Origin of the sequence: Arthrobacter sp. YN, from assembly GCF_002224285.1 — a bacterium.
Taxonomy (GTDB): domain Bacteria; phylum Actinomycetota; class Actinomycetes; order Actinomycetales; family Micrococcaceae; genus Arthrobacter.
Genome location: NZ_CP022436.1, coordinates 4,687,236 through 4,708,924, shown reverse-complemented (window position 1 = coordinate 4,708,924; position 21,689 = coordinate 4,687,236). Strand labels below are relative to the sequence as shown.

Below are 21,689 nucleotides of genomic sequence, written 5' to 3'. Positions count from 1 at the left end.
CATCGATACTAAACGGACTATGGTCCGCTTTCTATTCCCGGGGTCTAGAATATTTCTGTGAGCTCCATCCCTCTTCGGCCGGACGTGCCCTTGGGCGCGCCGCACGAGCGCAGCGATGCCGCCCGAAATCGTGAGCGCCTTCTCAATGCTGCCCGGGACCTGGTGGCCGAGTTCGGTGCTGAAGCGCTGACTATGGACGCGCTCGCCTGTAAAGCCCATGTCGGCAAGGGCACCGTCTTCCGCCGGTTCGGCAGCAGGGCTGGGCTCATGATGACCCTCTTGAGCGATTCTGAATCCGAGTTCCAGCATGGCTTCATGTTCGGGCCGCCACCGCTGGGTCCAGGCGCCCCCGCAAAAGAACGACTGATTGCTTTCGGCGAAGGGCGGATCTACTTCGTCCTGGAAAACGGCGAACTCCTGAAGGCGGCGGGTGCCGCCACCCGCAACAGGTTCGACGTCCCCGCAACCAAGCTCTCTCATCGCCACATGGAGATCTTGCTCCGCGAGGCCGGGATTGCTGATCCCTGGGTGATGGCCATGTCCCTGACCTATGCCCTGGACCCTGAGCGCATTGTGGACGACGTCCGCGTGCGCGGCATTTCACCAACGCGCCTCACGGACTCCTGGCGCGAACTGATCACGCGGCTGCTGCCCGCCGCGTAGCGCCGGCTGCTGCCCGCCCCGCCTTGTTAGCGCCCCCATTGCCGCCGCTGCGGGCGCATATGTGCCATCGGCGTGGGTAACGTGACGCAGTCTGCACATAACAATCTGGCTGCAGGCGCGAAACTGGACGCGAGGAAGCAAAACGTGAAGCAGTTATTGTGGTAGTTTCCTCTTGAATGTGACGCATGCCATACATGGCTGGTGATCACTGAAAGGGTGCGGGGGACCCAAAGCCCGCTGCGCCAATTCGTAGCTGACGCCGGCCACAGCCGGGAACCGCGGAAGGACGAGCATTGAGTTTTGCCACGATTCGGGGCAGCCGCCCGACATGCTGAAATATCTGATGAAGCGGTCGGGCATCTACCTGATCATGATCTTCCTGACCACAAGCGCCGGCTACTTCCTGGCGGTCTCATCACTCAAGCCCGCAGTTCTTGAGCAAGAGAAAATCCCGCGGCCAACCCCTGAACAGGTCAACGCTTCCTTCCGGGGACTGGGACTGGACCCGGAGAAGAATGCCTGGGAACGCTATGTCGACTGGCTCGGTGGCATCCTCACCCGCTGGGACTGGGGCCGGAGCCCCAACGGCGCGTTCGTCAACGCAGAGTTCGCCGACCGCGTCCTGGTCTCCACCCGCTTGTTCATCGCCTCGATCATCCTCACCCTGATCATCGGCGTCGCCCTCGGAGTCTATTCCGCGGCCCGCCAGTACAAGGTCCAGGACCGCGTCATCACGTCCTACAGCTACCTGGTCCACATCCTGCCCGCGCCGATCGCCTACTTCCTGGTGCAGCTCGGAGCCATCAGCATCAATGAGGCCGTTGGGGAGCGCATCTTCTTCGTCACGGGAATTTCGACGCCGGGAATCGACCCCGGCTGGCCGGCTTTCGTTGACATGGTGGCCCATTACGCCGTGCCCACCTTCGCGATGACCATCTTTGGTTGGGCCGGATACCAGATCGCCCAACGGCAGTACCTCCTGGACAACGTCAATGCCGACTTTGTCCGCACAGCCCGGGCCAAGGGGCTCACCCGCAACCAGGCCATCAGGAAACACGCCCTGCGCGTCTCCTTCATCCCGGTGGCCCAGAGCATCGCGTTCACCATCCCGGCCATCTTCACGGGAGGTTTCTTTGCGGAAGCCATCTTCGCCTGGCCCGGCATCGGCCTCTGGAGCATCCAAGCCATCAGCCTTCAGGACGTCAACGTAGCCACTGCCACGCTGGCCTACGGCTCCGTGATCTTCGCGATCGGTGCCATCCTTGCCGACTTCGCCACCACGCTGGTCGATCCACGAGTGAGGGTCCAGTAATGACCAACATCATCGATCCCATTGCGGAAATCGACGAATCCCGGGTCGGCGACCAGGACGTCGTCATCGGCAAGTCCCGCATCATCTTCCGCCGCTTCATGCGGAACCGTACCGCTGTCGCCGGTTTGTTCATCTTCCTCGCGTTGTTCCTCTTCTCGATTTTCGGCGGGTTCCTGACGTCGTGGGACAAAGACACGCTTGATCCGTTGAACATTGGTATGCCGCCCTCGCCGGACCACCTGCTGGGCACCACGCAGGCCGGCATCGACCTCATGGCGCTCATCGTCGATGGCACCCGGACCTCCATCCTCATCGGCGTGATCGTGGGCGGCATCTCCGTGCTGATTTCCGCGGTGTATGGCTGCACCATGGCCTTCTTCGGCGGCAAGGTGGACGCCACCATGCTGTTCATCCTCGAAGCACTCATCATGATGCCCGCCATCCTGGTGGTGGCCGTTGCAACCAGCGGCAGCGGTGGTCTGAAGGACCTCCCCAGCTGGCTCCTGCTCGTCGTCGTCCTGCTGTTCTTCAGCTGGATGGGAACTGCCCGCCTGGTGCGCTCGCTGTCCATGTCGCTCATGCAGCGCGACTACGTCAAGGCGGCCAAGTACATGGGCGTCCCTTCCCGCCGCATCGTCTGGCGTCACCTGGTTCCCAACATCGGTTCGTTGCTGGTCCTCGACTTCACCCGCGGCATCACCGGGGCAATCCTTGCCGAAGTCGCCTTCTCCTTCATCGGCATCGGCATCAAGCTTCCCGACGTCAGCCTCGGCGTCCTCATTGGGCAGGCCACGGGTCAGGTGTCCTCCTTCCCGTGGATGTTCTGGGTACCGCTGACTGTCATGTTCCTGCTGACCGGTTCGCTGGCCATGATGAACGACGGCCTCCGCGATGCCTTCGACCCCAGTTCCAGTTCCATTGGCCGGGCGAAGCAGGCCAAGCCCCAGACTGCGAAGAAGGTCAACAAATGAGCACCAACATCTCCCACACCCCCGCCGAACGCCTCCGCGACGCCGGACTTTACGCACCCGGCGACGCCGTCCTGAGCGTCCGCGACCTCAACGTCCGCTTCAACTCCGAAAACGGCGTGGTCCACGCCGTCCGCGGAGTGGATTTCGACCTCATGCCCGGCAAGACCCTGGGCATCGTGGGCGAGTCCGGCTCCGGCAAGTCCGTCACGTCCATGGCCGTCATGGGGCTCCTCCCTGAAACTGCGGACATCACCGGCTCCGTGCGCTTCAAGGGCAAGGAACTCCTGGGCCTCAGCGATAAAGCCATGTGCAAGCACCGCGGCAGTGACATCGCCATGGTGTTCCAGGACCCGCTGTCCTCCCTCACCCCCGTCTACACGGTGGGCACCCAGATCATTGAGGCGCTGACGGTCCACAACCCCACCATGAGCAAGCAGGCCAAAGAAGCCCGCGCCGTCGACCTATTGCGCATGGTGGGCATCCCGAGCCCCAAGGATCGGCTGAAGGCCTTCCCGCATGAATTCTCCGGCGGCATGCGCCAGCGCGTCATGATCGCCATCGCGATTGCCAACGACCCGCGGGTCCTCATCGCTGATGAACCCACGACGGCGTTGGACGTCACCATCCAGGCGCAGGTGCTGGAAGTCCTGCACACCGCGCAGGAGGAAACCGGGGCCGCCGTCGTCATGATCACGCACGACCTCGGGGTCGTAGCCGGTATGGCCGACGACATCATGGTCATGTACGCGGGCAAGCCGGTGGAGACCGGCACTGTGGAGGACATCTATTACAACCCCCGGATGCCGTATACCTTGGGCCTGCTCGGGGCCGTACCGCGTGTGGATACCTCAGGCAAGCAGTCGCTGGTGCCCATCGAAGGGACCCCGCCCAACCTGGCGTTGCCCGTCACTGGATGCTCCTTCGCCGCTCGCTGCCCGATGGTGAGCGATGCCTGCCTTCACGGCGAACCGGAACTGTTCCCGGTGCCCGGTGTTGAGGGTCAGACGTTGGGTCACAAGGCAGCCTGCATTAAGGCAGACCAGCTCAGCGGCGACGCTGACGCCCACAAGATTTTCCACGCGCCGCCCAAGCCGGTGTCAAAGTTCGACGGCGTTGCCCGCGTCGAGCGCGACAAGGTCCTGGAACTCAAGGATGTAAAAAAGCACTTCCCGCTGCTCAAGGGTGCCCTGATCAAGCGGCGGATCGGCACGGTCAAGGCCGTGGACGGGCTGAGCTTCGACATCCGCGAGGGCGAGTGCGTGTCCATCGTGGGCGAATCCGGTTGCGGTAAGACCACCACGCTCCTGGAGATCATGGAATTCCACCCGGATCAGATGGGCGAAGTCATCATCGGGGGCGTCAGCAACAAGGTGGCTACCGACCACAAGACCAAGATGGCCATGCGCAAGGAAATGCAGATGGTCTTCCAGGACCCCACGGGCGCCCTGGATCCACGCTTCACCGTGTATGAAGTCCTGGCTGAGCCCTTGGAAAACCTCGGAATGCCCAAGGCCGCCATCAAGAAACGCATCATGGAACTCATGAAGCTGGTGGGCCTGCAGCCCGACCATGTGAACCGCTTCCCCAACCAGTTCTCCGGCGGCCAGCGCCAGCGCATCGGCATCGCCCGGGCGCTCGCGGTCAATCCGAAGCTGGTGGTCTTGGATGAGCCAGTTTCTGCGTTGGACGTCTCCGTCCAAGCCGGAGTCATCAACCTGTTGGACAAGCTCCGGGCCGAGTTGGGGCTGAGCTACTTGATGGTCGCCCACGACCTCTCCGTAGTCCGCCACATTTCAGACCGGGTTGCCGTGATGTACCTCGGCAAGATCGTGGAGACCGGAGACGTGGACGATGTCTTCGACAACCCGCGCCACCCTTACACCCGGGCGCTTCTGTCCGCCATCCCGGTGCCCGACCCGAATCTGGAACGTACCCGCGAACGCATCATCCTGCAGGGTGACCTACCCAGCCCGTTGGATGCACCCAAGGGATGCAATTTCGCCACCCGTTGCCCCGTGTTCGCCGCACTACCTGCCGCAAAGCAGGAGAAGTGCCTTACTCTGGAGCCGCCATTGGCTTCTGAGAAGGAAGGCGCGCAGGACTTCGCATGCTTCTTCCCGGACGGAGAGCTGGATGCCGACATGCTGGTGGTGCATGCCTGACGACATATGAAGCATTGAATACATCCCTGGTCTCAATTCGCAAAGATATTTCAGTCGTAAACACGAAGGGCAAACCATGAAGAAGTACACGACGATTGGCGGCGTAGCGCTCGTAGCAACGCTCATGCTGACCGCTTGCGGCGGGGGAACGCCGTCGGGTCCGGCCTCGCAGAAGGCAGAAGAAAGTGGCGGCGACATCAGCAAGCTGATCAGCGTCAACGCCAAGGAAGCAAAAGATCTTGAGCAGGGCGGCACTGTCACCCTGGGCGTGGGCAGCATTGGACCGGACTTCAATGGTTTCTCCAATGTCGGCAACAGCGCGGATACTTCTGCACTGCTGACACCGGTCAACCCGGCTGCCATCAGCAGCGGTGGCATCGGTGGCTGCTGGAAACTGGACTTCAGTGGCAAGGCCGAGCCCAACAAGGACTTCTGCGAAGAGGTCAAGAGCGAAGTCAAGGATGGCAAGCAGACCATCACCATCAAGGTCAACGAGAAGGCCACCTGGAACGATGGCACACCGATCGACGTCAAGACGTTCCAGAACACCTGGAACATGTTGAAGGGTGAAGACAAGGCCATCGACATTGTCACGGCAGGCAACTACGCCTTCGTTGACTCGGTCGAGGCCGGCGCCAATGACAAGGAAGTCGTTGTTACCACCACCCAGCCGGTCTACCCGCTGGACTCACTCTTCTTCGGATTGATCCACCCGGCCAATAACTCCGCGGAGACCTTCAACACCGGTTTCGCGGGCAACATGCACCCCGAGTGGATGGCCGGCCCGTTCAAGGTGGAAAACTACGACACGACCGCCAAGACTGTCACCATGGTTCCGAACGAGAAGTGGTGGGGCCAGAAGCCGGTCCTTGAGAAGGTCATCTGGCGCCAGATGGAGCCCAGTGCAACCATCGCCGCTTTCAAGAACGGCGAAATCGACGCAGCCAACGGCCGCACCCTGGGCCGCTACAAGCAGCTCGAAGGGACCACCAACTCCGAGATCCGTCGTGGCCAGCGCCTGTTCGCGGGTGGCTTGAACTTGAACGCCAAGCGCCCTGCCCTCACCGACGTTGCCGTGCGTAAGGCGATCTTCACCGCCGTCGACCGCAAGGCCATCCGAGACGTCCGCTTCAACGGCCTGAACTGGTCCGAAGAGAGCTCAGGTTCCATGATGCTCATGCCGTTCTCCGAGTACTACCAGGACAACTACCCCGTGAAGGACACCGGAGCAGATGCTGCCAAGAAGGTCCTAACGGACGCTGGTTACACAGCCAACGACAAGGGCATCATGGCGAAGGACGGCGTCCCTGTCGCCTTCAAAATCACCAACTTCGGTGACGACCCCACCACCGCTGCTACCTCGCAGACCCTGCAGAAGCAGCTCCAGGCCGCCGGCATGGACGTGTCCATCGACCAGCGCGGTGATGCTGACTTCGGCAAGGTTGTTGGTTCACGCGAGTTCGATGTCACCATCTCCGGTTACACCGTGGGCCCGGATGCCACCGACGCCGTGAAGCAGTACTACGATTCCACGACTAACGAAAACGGCCTTGGCGATGCTGAACTCGACGCCGAGATCAAGCGCCTTTCCACGATCTCGGATAATGCTGAGCGTAACAAGGCGGCCATGGACGTCGAAAAGAAGCACATGGAGAAGTACTTCTCCATGGGCGTCGTGATGAACGGCCCGGAGATCCAGTTCGTGCGCAAGGGTCTGGCCAACTACGGCCCGTCCCTGTTCCAGAGCCTCTCCAACGTTCCGGACTGGACCACCCTCGGCTGGGAAAAGGGCGCCAAGAAGTAGCCCCCATGCTGTAGTTTCCTGAAGGCCGGGAACGTCCTTGAACCGCTTGATGGGTTCGGGGAGGTTCCCGGCCTTCGCCATCCCATCGCTCGCTCACATCCCGCGTGCTTGGGCGGGACGCTCGCTCATGTCCCGTGCCCAAAAGACCGCATCAGGCGTCGCAAGATGTACGATATGTACATAAAGTACATTAAGGGCTAGAGTTTCCCCATGGGAACCGCAGACTACGTGATGAGTGTGGCTGACCTCCGCGTACACCTTTCAGACACCATCAACCGCGCAGCTTACGGCCACGAGCGGATCAGCATCACGCGGCGCGGTAAAGTCGCGGCCGTGCTCATCAGCGCGGAGGACCTCGAGCGGCTTGAACGTCTCGAAGATGAGGCAGACCTTAAAGCGCTTCATGCCGCGAAAGCTGAAGATGATGGTGCCAGGGTCAGTCTGAATGATCTTCTGGAGGAAAATGGCATCACCCGGTGAGCCGGTACCGGGTGATGTTCAGTTCGGCGGCGGCCAAACAGATTCGAAAGCTTGATGCCCCGGTCCGACGCAAGATTCTTCTCGCTATTGCCGAGTTGGAACAGAACCCACGTCCTGACGGAGTCCGGAAGCTGTCCGCCCAGTCGAATTCGTGGAGAATTCGTCTCGGTGACTACAGGGTTCTCTACGAAATCCACGATGGTGAACTTGTGATCATCATCTTCCGTGCCGCCCACCGTCGTGAGGTTTACTGATCTAGCCTAGGGTCATGACTTCCCAGCCGATCCGTACCGCCGTGGCAGGTTTTGGCCTGTCGGGCAGCGTCTTTCACGCGCCCTTCATTGCCAGCAACCCTGCATATGAGCTTGCCGTCATCTCCACCTCGGACGAGTCGCGCCAAGCCAAGGCCAAGGACCGCTATCCGCAGGCCACCATTGTCAGCACGCCGGAGGACATCCTGGCGCTGGCTGACCAGCTGGACCTCATCGTCCTGGGCACACCGCCCGCAACCCACTTCCCCCTCGCGAAAGCCGCGCTGGAAGCCGGGCTCGACGTCGTCGTCGATAAACCGTTCACGGTCCGCAGCGCCCAGGGCGAGGAACTGATCAACCTGGCGGCGAAACTGGGCCGTGTCCTCACCGTGTACCAAAACCGGCGCTGGGACGGCGACTCGCTCACCGTGAGAAAACTGCTCGACGCCGGAACGCTGGGGACAGTGACCAGGTTTGAGGTGGGAATGGAGCGTTGGGCGCCGGAGATCGCCAAAGCCTGGAAGGCCAGTGCTACTGCGGAAGACGGCGGCGGTGTCCTGTTCGACCTCGGCACCCACGTCCTCGACTTGTGCCTGCAGTTCTTTGGTCCAGCCACAGTCACCTACGCGGAAATCCAGGCGCGCCGTCCCCAGGAAAGCGTCGATGACGATGTCTTCCTGGCACTCCGGCACCAGTCCGGCGTGGTCAGCCATGTCACCATCAACCTGACCAGCCACCTGCACGGCCCGCGCTTCCGCGTCCTCGGCACCGAGGGTGGCTTCGTGAAGTTCGGCACCGACCCCCAGGAGCCCTACGTGCTGGGAGGCGGTCTCCCTACGGACGCGCGGTACGGCGTCGAACCCGCAGAAAACCATGGCACGCTGGAACTGAACGGGCAGCGCATCGAGGTCCCCACAGAGCGTGGCGCCTACCCCGAGTTCTACCGGATTCTGGCGGACAAGCTCGACGACGGCGGCGCGGCCTCCGCGCTTCCCTTGCCTGTTGATCCAGCCGGCTCCGTTGCGGTGCTGAAGCTGATTGAGCAGGCTAGGACGCTGGCGTAACGTCCGCGCTGGCAACCAGCGAGTAGATGGCCTTGAGGTCGTCGTTGCCTTCAGTGGGCTGGCAACTACCCGTCAGCTGGACGATATCCGCTGCGGTCTCGTGGTGGACTACCGTGACGGCGGTGAACTGGGCCAGTGAGCCGGCCTGCGGATGCGTGTAGCGTGCTTCGCGTACGTGCCAGTCCCGGCCGTTAATCACCACCGGCTCCGTGCCCAGCAGAACTGCATCCGGCAAGGCGTCCAGGAACGAGTCCACGGACGCGGCGATGTCCTGAAGCTGATAGCCGGGCAAGCGGCGCGACACGGAAATCACCACATTCGCTGTGTAGCGTCCTTCCGCAGCGGGTGCCATCAGGGCGCCCACCGCATCGGGGACAACTTGCTGGGACCATCCCGCGGGCGCGTTGAGTTTGATGGAGGGGTAGGCGGGGAACTCGGCGGATGGGAAAACCTGGTGCGATGTCATGGGAGCCCTTTCGGAGCGCTGTCAGTACAGGAAGCTATTTGCTGAGGAAGTCGACGAACCCGGTCACGGAATCAACCAACCCGGACGGGCTGATGGTGATCTGGCCACCTGCTCCCAGTCCCAGCTCCGCAGTGATCTTGGCACCCGCGCCGAGGGTCAGCCCGTCTTCGTCCATGGAAGCCGTAAAGAAGTGACTCTCGCCGGCTCCGGCGGCAACTGTTGCGTTCAGGGTCAGCGTCTGGCCCAGAACTTCGACGTACCGGCTTCCGGTCAGTTCCGCTCCGGCACCTGCGCTGAACGCTGTACCGGTTGTCTCGCGGCCCTTGACGCTCAGCTCGCCTTCGCCGGCGCTTGCCCAGGCCCCGGCGCGCAGTTCTCCGCCCTGCCCCAGGGAGAACAGCCCGCCGGCAAACTCGGTCTTGTTATCCATCGTGAGCTTCTGACCGGCAAAACCCTCACCGCCCGCAGAAAACAGGAATGGGCTGGTCGCTTCGGCGTGTGCGCTGGCCTCCACTCCGGTCATCATGCGCGTCGTGGAGGTATTGGTGACCCAGCCATCGAAGAAGTCGGACCGCACGGTGGTGGTGTTCTCGGCCCCTGCAAATGCTTCGCCGGTGGCGCTGGCATGGGGGAGTCGCAGCCCGGAGGGCACGCTTGCATCGAACTCGCCGTTGGCGCGCGCTCCGATGAATGTTTCGTTGGTGACAGTGGTGTCCACCGGCCCGTATCCGGATTCCGCTGTCCACGTCATCTCACCGCCGGTGGATGCTTCGGCGGAGCCGCCTACTGCGATGCCATCCGGCCCCATCGAGCCGTGCACTTCGCCTGTTGCCTGACTGTCGATGGAGCCTTTGCCTTCAACGGTGAAGGGACCGTAGGTGGTGGGATCAAAAGTGAACCCCAGCGGCACTGAGGGGCTCCTGCCCTTTCCGTCGCCAAGCCCCCGTCCCGGACCGCCCAGCGAGGCTTGCTCCTGCTGGTCGGCATTGAGTTTCAGGGCGCGGGCGTTGTCCTTGAGGCAAACCGCCGCCGCACCGAGCCGTCCGTAAAGCTGGCTGTGCCAGGTGCTGCGGAATTGCTCGGCGTCGTTTCCCCGCCAGTAGTTGCCATTCTGAATGAGCACATTGAGCTGCTGTTGAAGTGTGGTGATCTTCTCAGCTTCGGAGTCCATCACTGCCGAGAGCCGGCGGAGATCTCCGACGTCGGCGCCTACCAGTCCCTGCCCCATTATGTACTCAGCCCCATCACGCATCCCCTGAACGTAGCGACATTGGTAAAAACCTGCGGACCAGTCGTGGCACCAGGCGTCTCCCGAGCATAACTACTGCGGAACAGGGCTGCCATGGGGAGAACTATCGGGGTGGATAACGGTGCGGGTTAAACCGCGACGGCGGGGTGCGGCTTCGTATGGAAGCTGCACCCCGCCGTCGTGCTTGGGGTCCTAAGCGGAAACCAGGCTGTGCCAGTCGGTGACGAGGGGCAGGTTGTGCGCCTCGGAAACGGAGTGGTGTGCCACGTGGCCTGCGGCGATGTTGAGGCCGGCAGCCAGCGCGGGGTCGCGGTCGAAGGCGGCCTTGACGCCCAGGTTGGCCAGTGCCACGGCGTAGCGCAGGGTGACGTTGGTCAGTGCGTACGTGGAGGTGTTCGGAACAGCGCCAGGCATGTTGGCAACGCAGTAGAAGATCGAGTTGTGGACCTTGTACGTCGGTTCCTGGTGGGTGGTGGGGTGCGTGTCCTCGAAGCAGCCGCCCTGGTCAACAGCGATGTCCACCAGGACCGAGCCCGGCTTCATGCGGGCAACGAGCTCGTTGGTGACCAGCTTGGGAGCCTTGGCGCCCGGGATCAGGACGGAACCGATGACGAGATCTGCGTCGATGACTGACTTCTCGATCTCGTAGGCGTTGGAGGCAACGGTCTTCAGGCGGCCCTGGTAGAGGGCGTCGAGTTCACGCAGCCGGTTGATGTTGATGTCCATGATGGTGACATCAGCACCGAGGCCCAGCGCCATGGCGGCGGCGTTGGTTCCCGCAACGCCGGCGCCGAGGACAACAACCTTGGCCGGGCGGACGCCCGGTACGCCGCCCAGGAGGACGCCCTTGCCGCCGGCCGGAGCCATGAGCGAGGAAGCGCCGACCACGACGGACAGGCGGCCTGCTACCTCGGACATCGGGGCGAGCAGCGGAAGGGTGCGGCCCTCCTGCACGGTTTCGTAAGCGATGGCCGTGACGCCGGAGTTGATGAGTTCGGCGGTGAGCTCGGGCTCTGCGGCGAGGTGCAGGTAGGTGAAGAGGATGAGGCCCTTGCGGAAGCGGTGGTACTCGGCCGCGATGGGTTCCTTGACCTTCATGACCATGTCCGCACGGCCCCAGACGTCGTCAGCGTCGTTGACGATTTCGGCGCCGGCGATCGAGTATTCCTCGTCGGTGATGCCCGAGCCGAGGCCTGCGCCGCGCTCAACCAGAACGGTGTGTCCGTGGGTGCGGAATTCGTGGACACCTGCGGCCGTGATGGCTACGCGGAATTCGTTGTTCTTGATTTCTTTGGGGACGCCGATGATCATCTGTGGGCTCCATCGTTAGCGGCCTCTTCGGCCGAAAATGTGTTGCGGGCTGTGATTCCAGAATAAATCCGGCTGTGAGGCAGGCGACATGGACTTTGCCGCTCGTAGACGGAGAAGCCCCGGAAATACAAGGATCTTCACCATTGCAGCTCGACATTTGTCGAGCCATGGAGCGTCAGGTGTCGCCTGCTGTTGGTACGCTTCACTGATGCAGCAGGACGTGGAACAGATCGTTGAACGCGTGGCGTTGAAACTGGGCCGCGGCCTGTCCCTGGAAGACCTCGACGGCGTCCTCCTCGCCTACAGCTCCAACCAGTCGCACGCCGACCGCGTCCGCGTGAACTTCCTCCTCAGCAAGCGTGTCCCCAGCGATGTCAGCGTGTGGCAGCTGTCGCACGGCATCGCCACGGCGGTGCGTCCCGTCGTCGTTCCCGCCAATGAGGAACTGGGAATGTTGGGCCGCGTCTGCGTGCCGCTCCTGGTGCGTGGCTTCCGCGTGGGCTACTTGTGGGTCCAGCTGGACGTTGAAGAGCAAAGTGCGACGGCGATACTCGCCGAGTTGCCCGGCGTGCGTGACGAGTTGGACCTGTTGGCGGGGTTGCTCCTTGATTCCAACACCGCGGAATCGGAGTTCCGGCGCAGGCGTGAGCAGGAGTTCCTCTCGGCTTGCAGCGGCGAATCGAATGCCGTAGCCGCCGTGGCCGGGTGGAAGGAGATCCAAGGCCGCGGTCCATGGCAACTGGTGACCATCCTGGACGCGGACGGTGCGAGGTCCGACGTCGATCCCCTTGCCGCAACCCTGACGCACCGTTCAGCCGCGCTGCAGTCCACCATCGGCGTCAACGCTGCGTTGTTCAGCGCCGGAACGGAGACGCATTCGGTGGTGCTGTTTCGCGAGTCCGGTGGCCGGGCGGACCACGCCCAGGTGCTGGTCCACTATCAACTGGAGCTTGCAAAGCGTGCGGGCCGCAAGGTGGACCGGGTGATCCTGGGCATCAGCGAGCCGTTCCAAGTGATCCGGCAGCTCGCGGGAGCGTACCGGCAGTCCAAGGTTGCGGCGCAGGCTGCTGCCGTCGATCAGCCCCTGGGCGAGCTCGTGGACAGCCGGGCCGTGGGCGTCTATCAGCTCTTCGACCGCCTGCTGGCACCCGGAGGCTGGGATGACACCGGTTCCGTGCACTTCCGAACGCTGGAGGACCAGGACAAGAACGGTGAACTCTTGCCCGTCCTGGAACTCCTCTATGACAGTGACGGTTCAGTGCAGGACGTCGCGGCCAAACTCCACCTCCACAGGAGCAGCATCTACAACAGGCTCGGTCGGATCCGTCAGCTCATCGGCGCTGACCCGTTGAGCGGAGCGATCCGCGTCGAACTGCACGCTGCCTTGAAAGCCCGCCGCTGGGCCGGTCGGCCACGGATCTAGGGTTCTTAAGAGAAATGAGGCAGGCACCCGGCGCGGGTGCCTGCCTCATTCGCAGGGTCTTGCTTTACGAGCGCCTCAGCCGCTGGCAGCTCCAGCGGCCCAATCGACGCCGGAGCGTGGCCGTCCGGCTGCTGCTGCAGTACCGGCTGTGCCATCCCACGTGCGTGGTGATGCGCGGCAATCGGGTGCTCATTTGAGGGCGTCCTTTGCCGTGTCAAGGATCTCTTCAAGTGCCGTCCCGGTGGGCTGCGGCGCGGTGGCCGCGCTGGGCTTGCCCGTGGGCTTGGGTTTGGTGGTTTGCGTGGGAGTCCCCGTCGGGGTTGGGGTAGGCGCCGGAGTGGGCGTGACCGTCGGCGTCGTTGTGGGCGTCGGCGTTGTGGGAGGTGTGGTGATCGTGTCCGACGGCACCTCACTGGGCGCCGGCGCCGGCTGGGTGGGCACCGGGCTGGCGGTGGCCGGGACCGCGGCGATGGTTGAGGGCACTGCGGACGGGACCCACACGGGGTCAGCCAAGGAAACTTTCGGGGTAGGAACCGACGACGGCGACACTGGTGCGGGTGCCTCCGGAACCGTGGCCGGTTGGCCGGCTGCCGACGTCGCGGCAGCTGATGCGGAGGGCGATGAGGCTCTCGAGTACGAGGCACTGGGTGCGGGAGCCGCGGAGCCCGAGTTCCGGTCGGCACCGCTGGCTTCCTGGGAGGGGGTCTCCTGGCCGAAGAACGGCAGCTCGAGGGCCTGCCCCAAGGTACCGGCTGTCAGGACCAGGCCGAGGGCACCAGCCACCACGGCCATGCGCTGGCTCATGTGTTTGACCGACGCAGCTTTGCGCAGGACCGCCTGGGGTTCCCGGCCTGGCGAAGAGCCACCAAAGCCCGACTTGGTGGCCGTGGGCGCAGCTGCCGGTTTGCGGAGATCCTTGCGGCTCGCCAGTGCTGCCGAGGCCGTTGCGGCCGCCGCAACCTGGGCAGGGGACTTGCCCCGCGGTGACTCAGTGCGGGCGGACTCGGCCACCACCGGAATGGCGGCAGTTGCGGGCTCCGGGGTGTCGGGTTCCTGAGAACCGTCGTTCGGGGCGGCCTGCTGCACGATGGGAATGGCCGCGGTAGGAGGCCCTGGCGTAGTGGAGGCCGGAGCTGCAGCCTGTGCTGCCTCCACGACGGGAATCGCCGCAGTTGCGGGTTCCTCCTGTGCGGCCGTTTCCGGTGCCGGCTGCGAGGCCGATGCTTCAGGCGCGATCACAACCTGGGCGGCCCGCTCCCGTTCGGCTGCGCGCGCGGCCGCACGTGTGGTGGGTGTCGCGACGGTGGGGATGGCCGCAGTGGCGGGCTCCGGCGTCGTGCTTGTAGTTCCAGGTGCGGCAACAGTGTCTGCCTGCACGCTGATGGGGGATCCGCTGGGTTGGGCCCGACGGCGTCCGGTTGGCTTGGTGCGCTCGCGTTCAGTCTCGGCGCGGCGCGGCTGATCCATGGTTGGGGACATGGTGGTTGCCTCTCAACGCCTTCGAGGTTAGCTGTCGGGTTCGGACGAGGCCGTCCGGCCGCCGTAGCGGCTTCACCCCAAGGACTTGGGAAAGTCCGGGAACTTGTGGGTCCCCCGCCTCTGCCGCGGGTCTGGCGGATCCCGGAATGCGGCAGAGCTCGGCGTCATTCCGGAAGCGGCCCAGCGGAGATACGGGTCGCCCTACGACGGTACATGAGCCGGAAAGTAAAGTCACATTAATGTAACGGACGGTAGGCCTCCCCGGATGAGAGGGTTCCAGCGTTTAGGCTTCGGGGCCGGTGCTGGGAGCTCCCGGTACGGCAGTCAACACGGCCAAGATATCCATCGCCTAAGACTAGCTTCGGCGCGAACCGGCAGGTAGACATTGTCTATGGACCTGCCTGTGATGCCACCCGTCTCGCCCATGCTCGCCAAATCCGTCCCCACCATCCCCGATGTTGGGCATTACGAGCCCAAATGGGACGGCTTCCGGACCATTGTCTTCAAAGATGGCGATGAGATCATCCTGGGCAGCCGCAACGAGAAACCCATGACCCGCTACTTCCCTGAACTGGTGGAGGCGCTGCGGAAGAACCTTCCGGACAAATGCGTGATCGACGGCGAGATTGTCCTGATCGAGGGCAACCGGCTGGAGTTCGAGGTGCTGCAGCAGCGGATCCACCCGGCCGACAGCCGGGTCCGGATGCTCGCCGAGAAGACTCCGGCGTCCATGATCGCGTTCGATATCCTGGCCCTCGGCGACGACGACCTGATGGGCACTCCTTTTTCGGAGCGTCGGGCCATCCTGGAACGTGCGCTCGCCAAGGCGGAGCCGCCCGTTTACGTCACCCCCGCAGTCACGGACCTTGAACGTGCAAAGGAATGGTTCGTGCAGTTGGAAGGCGCAGGCCTGGACGGTGTGCTGTCCAAGCCCTTGGATGGGACGTATTTACCCAACAAGCGCGTGATGTTCAAGACCAAGCACGAGCGCACCGCGGACTGCGTGGTGGCCGGCTTCCGCTGGCACAAGACAGCGAAAGTTGTGGGGTCCATGCTGTTGGGTCTTTATAGCGACGCCGGCCGGCTCCAGCATGTGGGGGTGGTGGCCTCATTCCCCATGGCCAGAAGGGAAAGCCTGGTAGCTGAGCTCGAGCCGTACCAGGTGGAACTCGGCAAGCATCCCTGGGGCGAGTGGGCCAGTCAAGGGGAAGGGGCCGGGGGTTCCAGGATGCCCGGGGCCCAAAGCCGGTGGGGCGCGGGCAAGGACTTCTCGTTTGTGCCCCTGCGTCCCGAACTGGTGATCGAGGTGGCCTACGACTACATGGAGGGCGAGCGGTTCCGGCACACCACGCAGTTCAGGCGCTGGCGGCCGGACCGCACGCCGGAGAGCTGCACTTACTCCCAGTTGGAAGAACCCGCAGATTACGATCTTGGGGAGATCCTGAGGCTGCCGTAGCTTGGCACCCGCAGTTGCTTACTCTTCGTGTCCTTGGTCGCTGCTCATGCTGCCCTCGGCCGGCGGGGTTTCTCCCGGGGGCACTCCGCCGCCGGGTTCCAAGCCTGTGACGTTTCCGTCGAGGGGATCCGGGTTGGCAGATGCTGCAGGGTCCTCGTCTTCGTCCTGGCGCAATTCGGGGTCGGCGTTGAGGTCGGCATTGTCGGATGCCGGGGGTGTTGCGGCGCCGTAGGGCCCCGTGGCGCCGGTTGCGCCGAAGCCTTGCTCGTCCTTGTTATCTCCAGTGGTCACAGTCAGCCCTTTCGTAAGCAAACTTACTAATGCGATGGCTCCGCCAGCCTAGCCGGGACGCGTGGACTCATCAAGGTGCCTGGCCGCGAAGCGCTGTCGCGGCAACGAAACTCCGGATGGCGTCCGCCACGGCCTGGGGCCGCATGTGTTGCGCTACATGCCCGACGCCGGGGATCTCCACCAAGCGCCCCTGGTCAACCGCCCTCGACAGCCGGAGAGCCCAGTCCGGGCCAGCCACGTTGTCGCGGCTTCCCCTCAGGACCAGCACCGGGACCTTGATCCCAGCCAAACGTTTTTCAGTGGGGTACGTCATCATCACCGGCAGTTCAGTGAGGTACCAGCGCGGACCGCAGCGGAAATAGTCCGACGTGACGATCAAATTGGAGGAGGGGCTTTCGCAGAGCATCCCGTCAAGGAGAAGAGCCACGGACTGGCGCCTCACGTTCTTGTGCCGCGAATCAACAACAGGCCCCATCAGCACCACTTGCCGTACCCGATCCGGCGCATGCAAAGCCGCCTCGATAACAAACTGCGCCCCCATCGAATGGCCCACCAAAATGTAGGAACCGATGCCGCGGGAAGCGAGGGCCTCCGCAATGAAGGCACCGTAGTCCTCCACCGAGAGCTGTCGATCAGGCTTTGGAGTCCCCCAAACCCCGGGAGGTCCAGGGAGTAGGTGGGGGCGCTCGCTGCAAGGACTGTGTGCAGCCGGGCCAAATAACGGTGCGAGACCCCGATGCCGTGGACCAGAATGTAGGCGGGCCCAGCGGGATCGGCCTCGGATCCGGTAAAAGGCGCAGCTATAGGCTCGGGCGTGCCCTCAGCCCACAGGATCCGCCCCTTCAATCCCAGAACTTCTACGTCTGCAGACAGCAATGCCGCCGGCATGCCCCGCACCCGCATCATGGTGTCCGCCGCAAGAACACGGGAGCCCCGGGGCCGCTCAGCTCGTCCTCCGCTATTGGCCGGCCGGACACCGCCAGCAGCAGCGCAATGGCCGGCCCTTCAACAGCAGGTCCGTCCCCGTGATCGAAGGATGCATCGGTGGCCACCAGGCGCCAACCTTCCGCCACCTGCTTGCCTCCGCCCATCTTGGTGCTGGTCCGCACCTGATAGTGCAGGGCTGTGGCGACATGCGCTGCAGGGTAGTCACGGTGCATCCCCAGCGGGCGGCGGATGTCCTCGCCGTGCACGAAAGCTTCAACCAACCGGGTCCCCAGGCCTGCAGGCGGCCCGGATGTGCGGGAGAGCGCGGCCTGCAACCGGGCCAGGGTCTTCCCCGGGTCAGGGGTCCTTTCGCGCTCAACACCTATGGCATTGTCGCGGTCAAAATCCATCCGGGAGGCAATCATGCGTCGAATGAAGCCGAGGCGTGTGGTCTTGGCAGTGTCGATCACGTGCGCCAGGACATCATGGACGTCCCAGCCCGGGCACAGTGACGGCGTCCTCCATTGGGATGGCTGGAGGGGTTCAAGGTCCCGGATCAGGGCACGACGTTCCTCATGCACCACGGGCCACACAATGGAAGGGGAAGTCGAAGCCATACCGCTATTGAACCCCATGCCTACTCCCTGGTGGCGTCGTCGGACCTTGTGGCGTCATCGGATTCGTTGGGATCGCCTGCCTGGCGTGACGATTCGGCGGCGGCGGACGCCGCAGCCGCGTCCCGGCGTCGTGCGATTTTTGATTCCGTCCACATTGCGACGGCCACGAACACCGTGCACGCGAACATGAAGGTTGCCACAAAGTTCAATCCCATGGCAGAGCCCAAGGGTGCGGCAAGGGCCATTGCGGCCAACCCGGCCACGATATGCCACCCTTTGAAATTGCCCACCGATCAAGCGTAACCCCGGCTTTAAGGGGTGCCCGCCTGTTGGCTGGGATCGTTGCTTGATCCTTATCACTGTCGACACTATTGGCCGGCTTTGACGTCATTTCCGTCGGGTTGGTCCACAGCGGTTTCTGCCTGTTTCTTCTTCTGGGATTCCAGCCACGCGATGATGGCAGCTTGCCGGATCCGACGATGCGTTCCGCGGTATTCCACGGGGATTTCGCCGCGGTCGGTCATATTGCGCAGATAGGTGTGCGAGATCCCCGCGAGCTCGGCGGCCTGCGAAGTGGTGAGCATTTCCTCCACGCTGCTGACCGTCACGGTTTCGCCGCGGCCCAGCCTCGCGAGGAGGTCGACGACGGCGTCCCTCGCCTCGTCCGGCAGGCGGTGGACTGTGCCGTCCACGAACACGGTGATGTCGTCGCTGTCCTGGAGGGAGCGCGCCAGATTCCGGGCGTCGTCGGCGGGGAGTCCTGCGGTGACGCGGGGAGCTATCAATGCCATGGCAGAAGCCTAGCGTGAGCCGCGCGTTGCAGGCCTCGGGACAGCCCAGCGAAAGCTACTCCGCGTCCAGGTCCGTCTCCAGCAGCTTCACCAGTGCGTCCAGCGCAGCGTCGGCACCGTCACCCTCGGCCCGCAGCACCACGACGTCGCCCTTGGCGGCACCGAGGGTCATGAGCGAAAGGATGCTGGCGGCGTCGAGCGCGTCATCGGCAGGTTCGCCCTGCATGGCAATGGTGACCTCCACCGGCTGCTCACCCGCGGCCTCGGCAAACAAGGCGGCGGGGCGGGCGTGCAGGCCGGAGCGGCTGGCGATGGTGGCTGTGCGTTCGGGCATGGTTTCTCCTTTGACAGAAACAAACAGAAGTTAGAGGCCGAGTTCTTCGAGTACCGGGAGCTTGGCGCGGACCCAGTCGCGGGCCTCGGTGGCGCTGGGTGCGGAGAGGGCCAGGCGCGCGAGTTCCTGCGCCTGCTCAAGCGTGACGGTTTTCAGCACAGTCCCGACGGCGGCCAGCGACCGGGCGGTCATGGACAGTGTGGTCACACCCAGTCCGGTAAGCACGACGGCGAGGGCCGGGTCGGCGGCTGCCTCTCCACAAACACCCACGGGCTTGGCGTCACCTTCACGGCCTGAGCTTTCCTGGGCTGCGCCTTCCACGGTGAGCTGCACGAGCCGAAGGACGGCGGGCTGCCAAGGGGTATTAAGTTCGGCCAAGGGGCCGAGCTGGCGGTCGGCGGCCATGGCGTACTGGGTGAGGTCGTTGGTGCCCAGGGAAGCGAACCCCACCTCGCGCAGCACGGTGGCAGCGGTCAGGGCGGCAGAGGGAACTTCCACCATGACACCCGGCGTCTGGATCCCGGCAGCTGCGCACAGTGAAGCGAAGCGTCCGGCTTCGGCAGCGGTGGAGATCATGGGTGCCATGACCCACACATCAGCATCGGATTCCGTGGCTGCCCGGGCGATGGCCTCAAGCTGGCGCTCCAGGACCCCCGGCGTGGTGAAGTCGGTGCGGTAGCCGCGGACACCCAGCGCAGGGTTGGGTTCGGTGGCGTCCGTGAGGAACGGCAAGGGCTTGTCGGCGCCGGCGTCCAGGGTTCGCAGGACAACTTTCTTGCCCGGGAATGCGTCAAACACGGCCTTGTACGCTGCGGCTTGCTCGTCCACGGAAGGTTCGGTGTCGCGTTCCAGGAAGCAGAACTCGGTGCGGAACAGGCCAACACCCTGGGCACCCAAAGCGGCGGCTGCCACGGCATCCTTGGCTCCACCAACGTTGGCGAGGAGCGGCACCAAGTGCCCGTCCGCCGTCGTGCCGTTTCCGTCGAATTCAGCAAGGGTGGCTGACGTTTCGGCCCATGCGATGGCAGAAGCGCGGTGCTCGTCAGAGGGTGAAGCCGCCACGAAACCGGCCGCACCATCGACGTAGATCTCGGTTCCATCGGCAATGTCGTCAACGCCGTGCGCCGCGACCACTGCAGGCAGGCCGAGCGAGCGCGCGATGATGGCCGTGTGGGACTGCGGGCCACCACCGGAGGTCACCAGCGCCTGCACCACCGCGGGATTCAGTGTTGCGGTGTCCGCCGGCGCGAGGTCCTCGGCCACCAGGATGAAGGGCGTGTCCGAAGCAGGAATGCCCGGTGCGGGCACGCCGCGGAGTTCAGCCACGATGCGGGCACGCACATCCAGGACGTCAGTGGCGCGCTCGGCCATGTAGCCGCCCAGATTGTGCAGCATTTCGGATACGGAGGCGCCGGCTTCCCAGATGGCACGCTCGGCGGAGGCGCCTGCATTGATCAGCTTGGCCGCCGACTTCAGGAGCATGGTGTCCTTGGCCATGAGGGCGGTGGCTTCGAGGACGGCCTTGCCATCGCCCGAAGCGCTCTCCGCACGTCCCTTGAGCTCGTCATGGACGGACTGCGCGGCAGCCTTCAAGCCTGCGACGGCGTCTTCCGGCGCAACGTCCGCGGCCAAACGCTCTCCCGACGGCGGTTCGCCCACCGGCTTGGGCATCTGGCGGACGGAACCAATGATGCGGCCAGGGCTTACCCCTACTCCTTGGAAATTCTGCACTGAATCCTCTGTTCCTGCTTGTTGGTTCAGACCCGCCGGCGACGGCACCGGGAGCCTCGAAAACTAGCCTACAAAATTCCTTTGTGAGCCACTTCATATAGCAACGCTATAGGTGCTAGGGTAGCGGTTATGAGTTTCGATGACCAGCTTCCGCCTAAAATTCGGTTGCTTCGCGCAGCTGCCGAGTTGCTGGCGAATTCGGAGGGGTCAGCGGTCTCAACGCGCCAGATCACCAAGCTTGCCGGGGTCACGGCGCCAACGCTTTACCACCACTTTGGCGACAAAGAAGGCTTGTTCGACGCCGTCGTTTCAGCTGGATTTGAAGAGTATGTGGCGGGGGAGCGGGATTTTGCACCGTCCGGGGAGCCTTTGGAAGACGTCCGGCGGATGTGGGACAACCACGTCCAGTTCGGGCTGAGCCAGCCGCATCTGTATCTGGTGATGTTCGGCAATATCAGGCCGGAAAGCCGTCCGGCAATCGTGGCCGATGCTGAAGTGCTTCTGGAGGAAATGCTGAACAAGGCCGCAATTTCCGGTCAGATCAACGTGCCGCCCCGCGAAGCGGCCCGAAGCATCCTCGCGGCCAACGTGGGCGTCACGCTCATGCTGATCGCAGAACCGGTGGAAGAAAGGAACCTCGAGCTCTCAACGATGACCCGGGATTCCATGATTTTTGCCGTCTCCACGGACACCGCCCGTGGCGCCGCAGCGGACGACTCCGGTAAGTCGTCCGTGGTTGTTGCGGCAATCGCCCTGAATGCGGCCCTGCAGGCCTCACATTCGGACCAACTTTCCAGCTCTGAACTGAAGCTCTTCCTTGAATGGCTTCACCGCATTTCCAGCAGCTCCTAAGGCTGTTCTCTCTCGATCTATATCGACTGACCCCGCGCCGCCGCGGGACACACGT

At 63.7% G+C, this 21,689-nt stretch carries 22 protein-coding genes, 1 pseudogene and 1 riboswitch; of the genes and pseudogenes, 12 read left to right on the top strand and 11 right to left on the bottom strand.

Annotation, left to right across the window (positions count from 1 at the left end; translation table 11 throughout):
• Window positions 1-57 precede the first annotated feature (57 nt).
• The 8 genes from CGK93_RS21600 (at window position 58) to CGK93_RS21565 (ending at window position 8,707) form a co-directional block, all read left to right on the top strand.
• Window positions 58-663 carry a TetR/AcrR family transcriptional regulator gene (locus CGK93_RS21600; protein WP_198318288.1) on the top strand — a complete coding sequence of 202 codons (606 nt, stop codon included), beginning with the start codon at window positions 58-60 and terminating at the stop codon, window positions 661-663.
• 328 nt (window positions 664-991) lie between these two features.
• Window positions 992-1,975, top strand: coding sequence for an ABC transporter permease (locus CGK93_RS21595; protein ID WP_089596580.1), 984 nt, complete (start codon window positions 992-994; stop codon window positions 1,973-1,975).
• Entirely contained in the window at window positions 1,975-2,946 is a 972-nt protein-coding gene (locus CGK93_RS21590; RefSeq protein ID WP_089596579.1) for an ABC transporter permease, read from the top strand. The genes CGK93_RS21595 and CGK93_RS21590 overlap by 1 nt, the downstream gene beginning before the upstream one ends.
• Window positions 2,943-5,108, top strand: a complete 2,166-nt coding sequence (locus CGK93_RS21585) for a dipeptide ABC transporter ATP-binding protein (RefSeq protein WP_089596578.1) — start codon at window positions 2,943-2,945, stop codon at window positions 5,106-5,108. The genes CGK93_RS21590 and CGK93_RS21585 overlap by 4 nt, the downstream gene beginning before the upstream one ends.
• 76 nt (window positions 5,109-5,184) lie before the next feature.
• Window positions 5,185-6,912 carry an ABC transporter family substrate-binding protein gene (locus CGK93_RS21580; RefSeq protein ID WP_089596577.1) on the top strand — a complete coding sequence of 576 codons (1,728 nt, stop codon included), beginning with the start codon at window positions 5,185-5,187 and terminating at the stop codon, window positions 6,910-6,912.
• 210 nt (window positions 6,913-7,122) lie between these two features.
• Window positions 7,123-7,392, top strand: a complete 270-nt coding sequence (locus tag CGK93_RS21575) for a type II toxin-antitoxin system Phd/YefM family antitoxin (RefSeq protein ID WP_089596576.1) — start codon at window positions 7,123-7,125, stop codon at window positions 7,390-7,392.
• Window positions 7,389-7,646 (top strand): type II toxin-antitoxin system RelE family toxin, encoded by a 258-nt coding sequence (locus tag CGK93_RS21570; RefSeq protein WP_232481451.1) that lies wholly within the window; start codon window positions 7,389-7,391, stop codon window positions 7,644-7,646. The genes CGK93_RS21575 and CGK93_RS21570 overlap by 4 nt, the downstream gene beginning before the upstream one ends.
• 14 nt (window positions 7,647-7,660) lie before the next feature.
• Window positions 7,661-8,707 carry a Gfo/Idh/MocA family protein gene (locus CGK93_RS21565; protein WP_089596574.1) on the top strand — a complete coding sequence of 349 codons (1,047 nt, stop codon included), beginning with the start codon at window positions 7,661-7,663 and terminating at the stop codon, window positions 8,705-8,707.
• Here CGK93_RS21565 and CGK93_RS21560 read toward each other — a convergent pair.
• From CGK93_RS21560 to ald, 3 genes are all read right to left on the bottom strand, one after another.
• Window positions 8,691-9,173 carry a hypothetical protein gene (locus CGK93_RS21560; RefSeq protein WP_089596573.1) on the bottom strand — a complete coding sequence of 161 codons (483 nt, stop codon included), beginning with the start codon at window positions 9,171-9,173 and terminating at the stop codon, window positions 8,691-8,693. The two genes, CGK93_RS21565 and CGK93_RS21560, sit on opposite strands and share 17 nt — an antisense overlap.
• Before the next feature lie 34 nt (window positions 9,174-9,207).
• The gene (locus tag CGK93_RS21555; protein WP_157731935.1) at window positions 9,208-10,425 is read right to left on the bottom strand and encodes a hypothetical protein; all 1,218 of its coding nucleotides are present in this window, start codon (window positions 10,423-10,425) and stop codon (window positions 9,208-9,210) included.
• Window positions 10,426-10,614: 189 nt separating this feature from the next.
• On the bottom strand, window positions 10,615-11,733 hold the full coding sequence (ald, locus tag CGK93_RS21550) for an alanine dehydrogenase (RefSeq protein ID WP_089596571.1): 1,119 nt from the start codon (window positions 11,731-11,733) through the stop codon (window positions 10,615-10,617).
• A 205-nt stretch (window positions 11,734-11,938) separates the two neighbouring features.
• On the opposite strand from ald, the gene CGK93_RS21545 reads away from it, so the two are divergent.
• Both CGK93_RS21545 and CGK93_RS23700 read left to right on the top strand, forming a co-directional pair.
• Window positions 11,939-13,156 (top strand): PucR family transcriptional regulator, encoded by a 1,218-nt coding sequence (locus CGK93_RS21545; RefSeq protein WP_089597692.1) that lies wholly within the window; start codon window positions 11,939-11,941, stop codon window positions 13,154-13,156.
• A gap of 14 nt (window positions 13,157-13,170) precedes the next feature.
• Window positions 13,171-13,353, top strand: a complete 183-nt coding sequence (locus CGK93_RS23700) for a hypothetical protein (protein WP_157731933.1) — start codon at window positions 13,171-13,173, stop codon at window positions 13,351-13,353.
• Here CGK93_RS23700 and CGK93_RS21540 read toward each other — a convergent pair.
• The gene (locus tag CGK93_RS21540) at window positions 13,346-14,635 is read right to left on the bottom strand and encodes a hypothetical protein (RefSeq protein WP_089596570.1); all 1,290 of its coding nucleotides are present in this window, start codon (window positions 14,633-14,635) and stop codon (window positions 13,346-13,348) included. The genes CGK93_RS23700 and CGK93_RS21540 overlap by 8 nt on opposite strands.
• 2 nt (window positions 14,636-14,637) lie before the next feature.
• Window positions 14,638-14,782: riboswitch (cyclic di-AMP (ydaO/yuaA leader) on the bottom strand.
• Window positions 14,783-15,026: 244 nt separating this feature from the next.
• On the opposite strand from CGK93_RS21540, the gene CGK93_RS21535 reads away from it, so the two are divergent.
• Entirely contained in the window at window positions 15,027-16,091 is a 1,065-nt protein-coding gene (locus CGK93_RS21535) for an ATP-dependent DNA ligase (RefSeq protein ID WP_089596569.1), read from the top strand.
• A gap of 18 nt (window positions 16,092-16,109) precedes the next feature.
• On the opposite strand, the gene CGK93_RS21530 is transcribed toward CGK93_RS21535, so the two are convergent.
• The 7 genes and pseudogenes from CGK93_RS21530 to ptsP all read right to left on the bottom strand — a co-directional run bounded on the left by CGK93_RS21530 (window position 16,110) and on the right by ptsP (window position 20,782).
• Window positions 16,110-16,382 carry a DUF6480 family protein gene (locus CGK93_RS21530; protein WP_089596568.1) on the bottom strand — a complete coding sequence of 91 codons (273 nt, stop codon included), beginning with the start codon at window positions 16,380-16,382 and terminating at the stop codon, window positions 16,110-16,112.
• A 70-nt stretch (window positions 16,383-16,452) separates the two neighbouring features.
• Window positions 16,453-17,270, bottom strand: a pseudogene (locus CGK93_RS21525) (alpha/beta fold hydrolase).
• Between the two features lie 14 nt (window positions 17,271-17,284).
• Window positions 17,285-17,944: a maleylpyruvate isomerase family mycothiol-dependent enzyme gene (locus tag CGK93_RS21520; RefSeq protein ID WP_089596567.1), complete on the bottom strand. Its 660-nt coding sequence runs from the start codon at window positions 17,942-17,944 to the stop codon at window positions 17,285-17,287.
• A gap of 2 nt (window positions 17,945-17,946) precedes the next feature.
• Window positions 17,947-18,216, bottom strand: a complete 270-nt coding sequence (locus CGK93_RS21515; RefSeq protein ID WP_089596566.1) for a hypothetical protein — start codon at window positions 18,214-18,216, stop codon at window positions 17,947-17,949.
• 78 nt (window positions 18,217-18,294) lie between these two features.
• On the bottom strand, window positions 18,295-18,717 hold the full coding sequence (locus tag CGK93_RS21510; protein WP_089596565.1) for a helix-turn-helix domain-containing protein: 423 nt from the start codon (window positions 18,715-18,717) through the stop codon (window positions 18,295-18,297).
• Between the two features lie 55 nt (window positions 18,718-18,772).
• On the bottom strand, window positions 18,773-19,051 hold the full coding sequence (locus CGK93_RS21505; RefSeq protein ID WP_089596564.1) for an HPr family phosphocarrier protein: 279 nt from the start codon (window positions 19,049-19,051) through the stop codon (window positions 18,773-18,775).
• Window positions 19,052-19,081: 30 nt separating this feature from the next.
• Entirely contained in the window at window positions 19,082-20,782 is a 1,701-nt protein-coding gene (ptsP, locus tag CGK93_RS21500) for a phosphoenolpyruvate--protein phosphotransferase (protein WP_089597690.1), read from the bottom strand.
• Between the two features lie 129 nt (window positions 20,783-20,911).
• Between ptsP and CGK93_RS21495 the strand changes: the two genes are divergently transcribed.
• Window positions 20,912-21,634: a TetR/AcrR family transcriptional regulator gene (locus CGK93_RS21495; RefSeq protein ID WP_024818530.1), complete on the top strand. Its 723-nt coding sequence runs from the start codon at window positions 20,912-20,914 to the stop codon at window positions 21,632-21,634.
• Window positions 21,635-21,689: the final 55 nt, after the last annotated feature.

What these genes read in the sequence shown, in the direction of transcription:
- CGK93_RS21595 (WP_089596580.1), top strand. Translation starts at nt 992, where the DNA reads ATGCTGAAATATCTGATGAAGCGGTCGGGCATCTACCTGATCATGATC.
- CGK93_RS21565 (WP_089596574.1), top strand. Translation starts at nt 7,661, where the DNA reads ATGACTTCCCAGCCGATCCGTACCGCCGTGGCAGGTTTTGGCCTGTCG.
- CGK93_RS23700 (WP_157731933.1), top strand. Translation starts at nt 13,171, where the DNA reads ATGAGGCAGGCACCCGGCGCGGGTGCCTGCCTCATTCGCAGGGTCTTG.
- CGK93_RS21590 (WP_089596579.1), top strand. Translation starts at nt 1,975, where the DNA reads ATGACCAACATCATCGATCCCATTGCGGAAATCGACGAATCCCGGGTC.
- CGK93_RS21495 (WP_024818530.1), top strand. Translation starts at nt 20,912, where the DNA reads ATGAGTTTCGATGACCAGCTTCCGCCTAAAATTCGGTTGCTTCGCGCA.
- CGK93_RS21575 (WP_089596576.1), top strand. Translation starts at nt 7,123, where the DNA reads ATGGGAACCGCAGACTACGTGATGAGTGTGGCTGACCTCCGCGTACAC.
- CGK93_RS21540 (WP_089596570.1), bottom strand. Translation starts at nt 14,635, where the DNA reads ATGTCCCCAACCATGGATCAGCCGCGCCGCGCCGAGACTGAACGCGAG.
- CGK93_RS21520 (WP_089596567.1), bottom strand. Translation starts at nt 17,944, where the DNA reads ATGGGGTTCAATAGCGGTATGGCTTCGACTTCCCCTTCCATTGTGTGG.
- CGK93_RS21510 (WP_089596565.1), bottom strand. Translation starts at nt 18,717, where the DNA reads ATGGCATTGATAGCTCCCCGCGTCACCGCAGGACTCCCCGCCGACGAC.
- CGK93_RS21555 (WP_157731935.1), bottom strand. Translation starts at nt 10,425, where the DNA reads ATGCGTGATGGGGCTGAGTACATAATGGGGCAGGGACTGGTAGGCGCC.
- CGK93_RS21505 (WP_089596564.1), bottom strand. Translation starts at nt 19,051, where the DNA reads ATGCCCGAACGCACAGCCACCATCGCCAGCCGCTCCGGCCTGCACGCC.
- CGK93_RS21580 (WP_089596577.1), top strand. Translation starts at nt 5,185, where the DNA reads ATGAAGAAGTACACGACGATTGGCGGCGTAGCGCTCGTAGCAACGCTC.
- CGK93_RS21535 (WP_089596569.1), top strand. Translation starts at nt 15,027, where the DNA reads ATGGACCTGCCTGTGATGCCACCCGTCTCGCCCATGCTCGCCAAATCC.
- CGK93_RS21585 (WP_089596578.1), top strand. Translation starts at nt 2,943, where the DNA reads ATGAGCACCAACATCTCCCACACCCCCGCCGAACGCCTCCGCGACGCC.
- ald (WP_089596571.1), bottom strand. Translation starts at nt 11,733, where the DNA reads ATGATCATCGGCGTCCCCAAAGAAATCAAGAACAACGAATTCCGCGTA.
- CGK93_RS21560 (WP_089596573.1), bottom strand. Translation starts at nt 9,173, where the DNA reads ATGACATCGCACCAGGTTTTCCCATCCGCCGAGTTCCCCGCCTACCCC.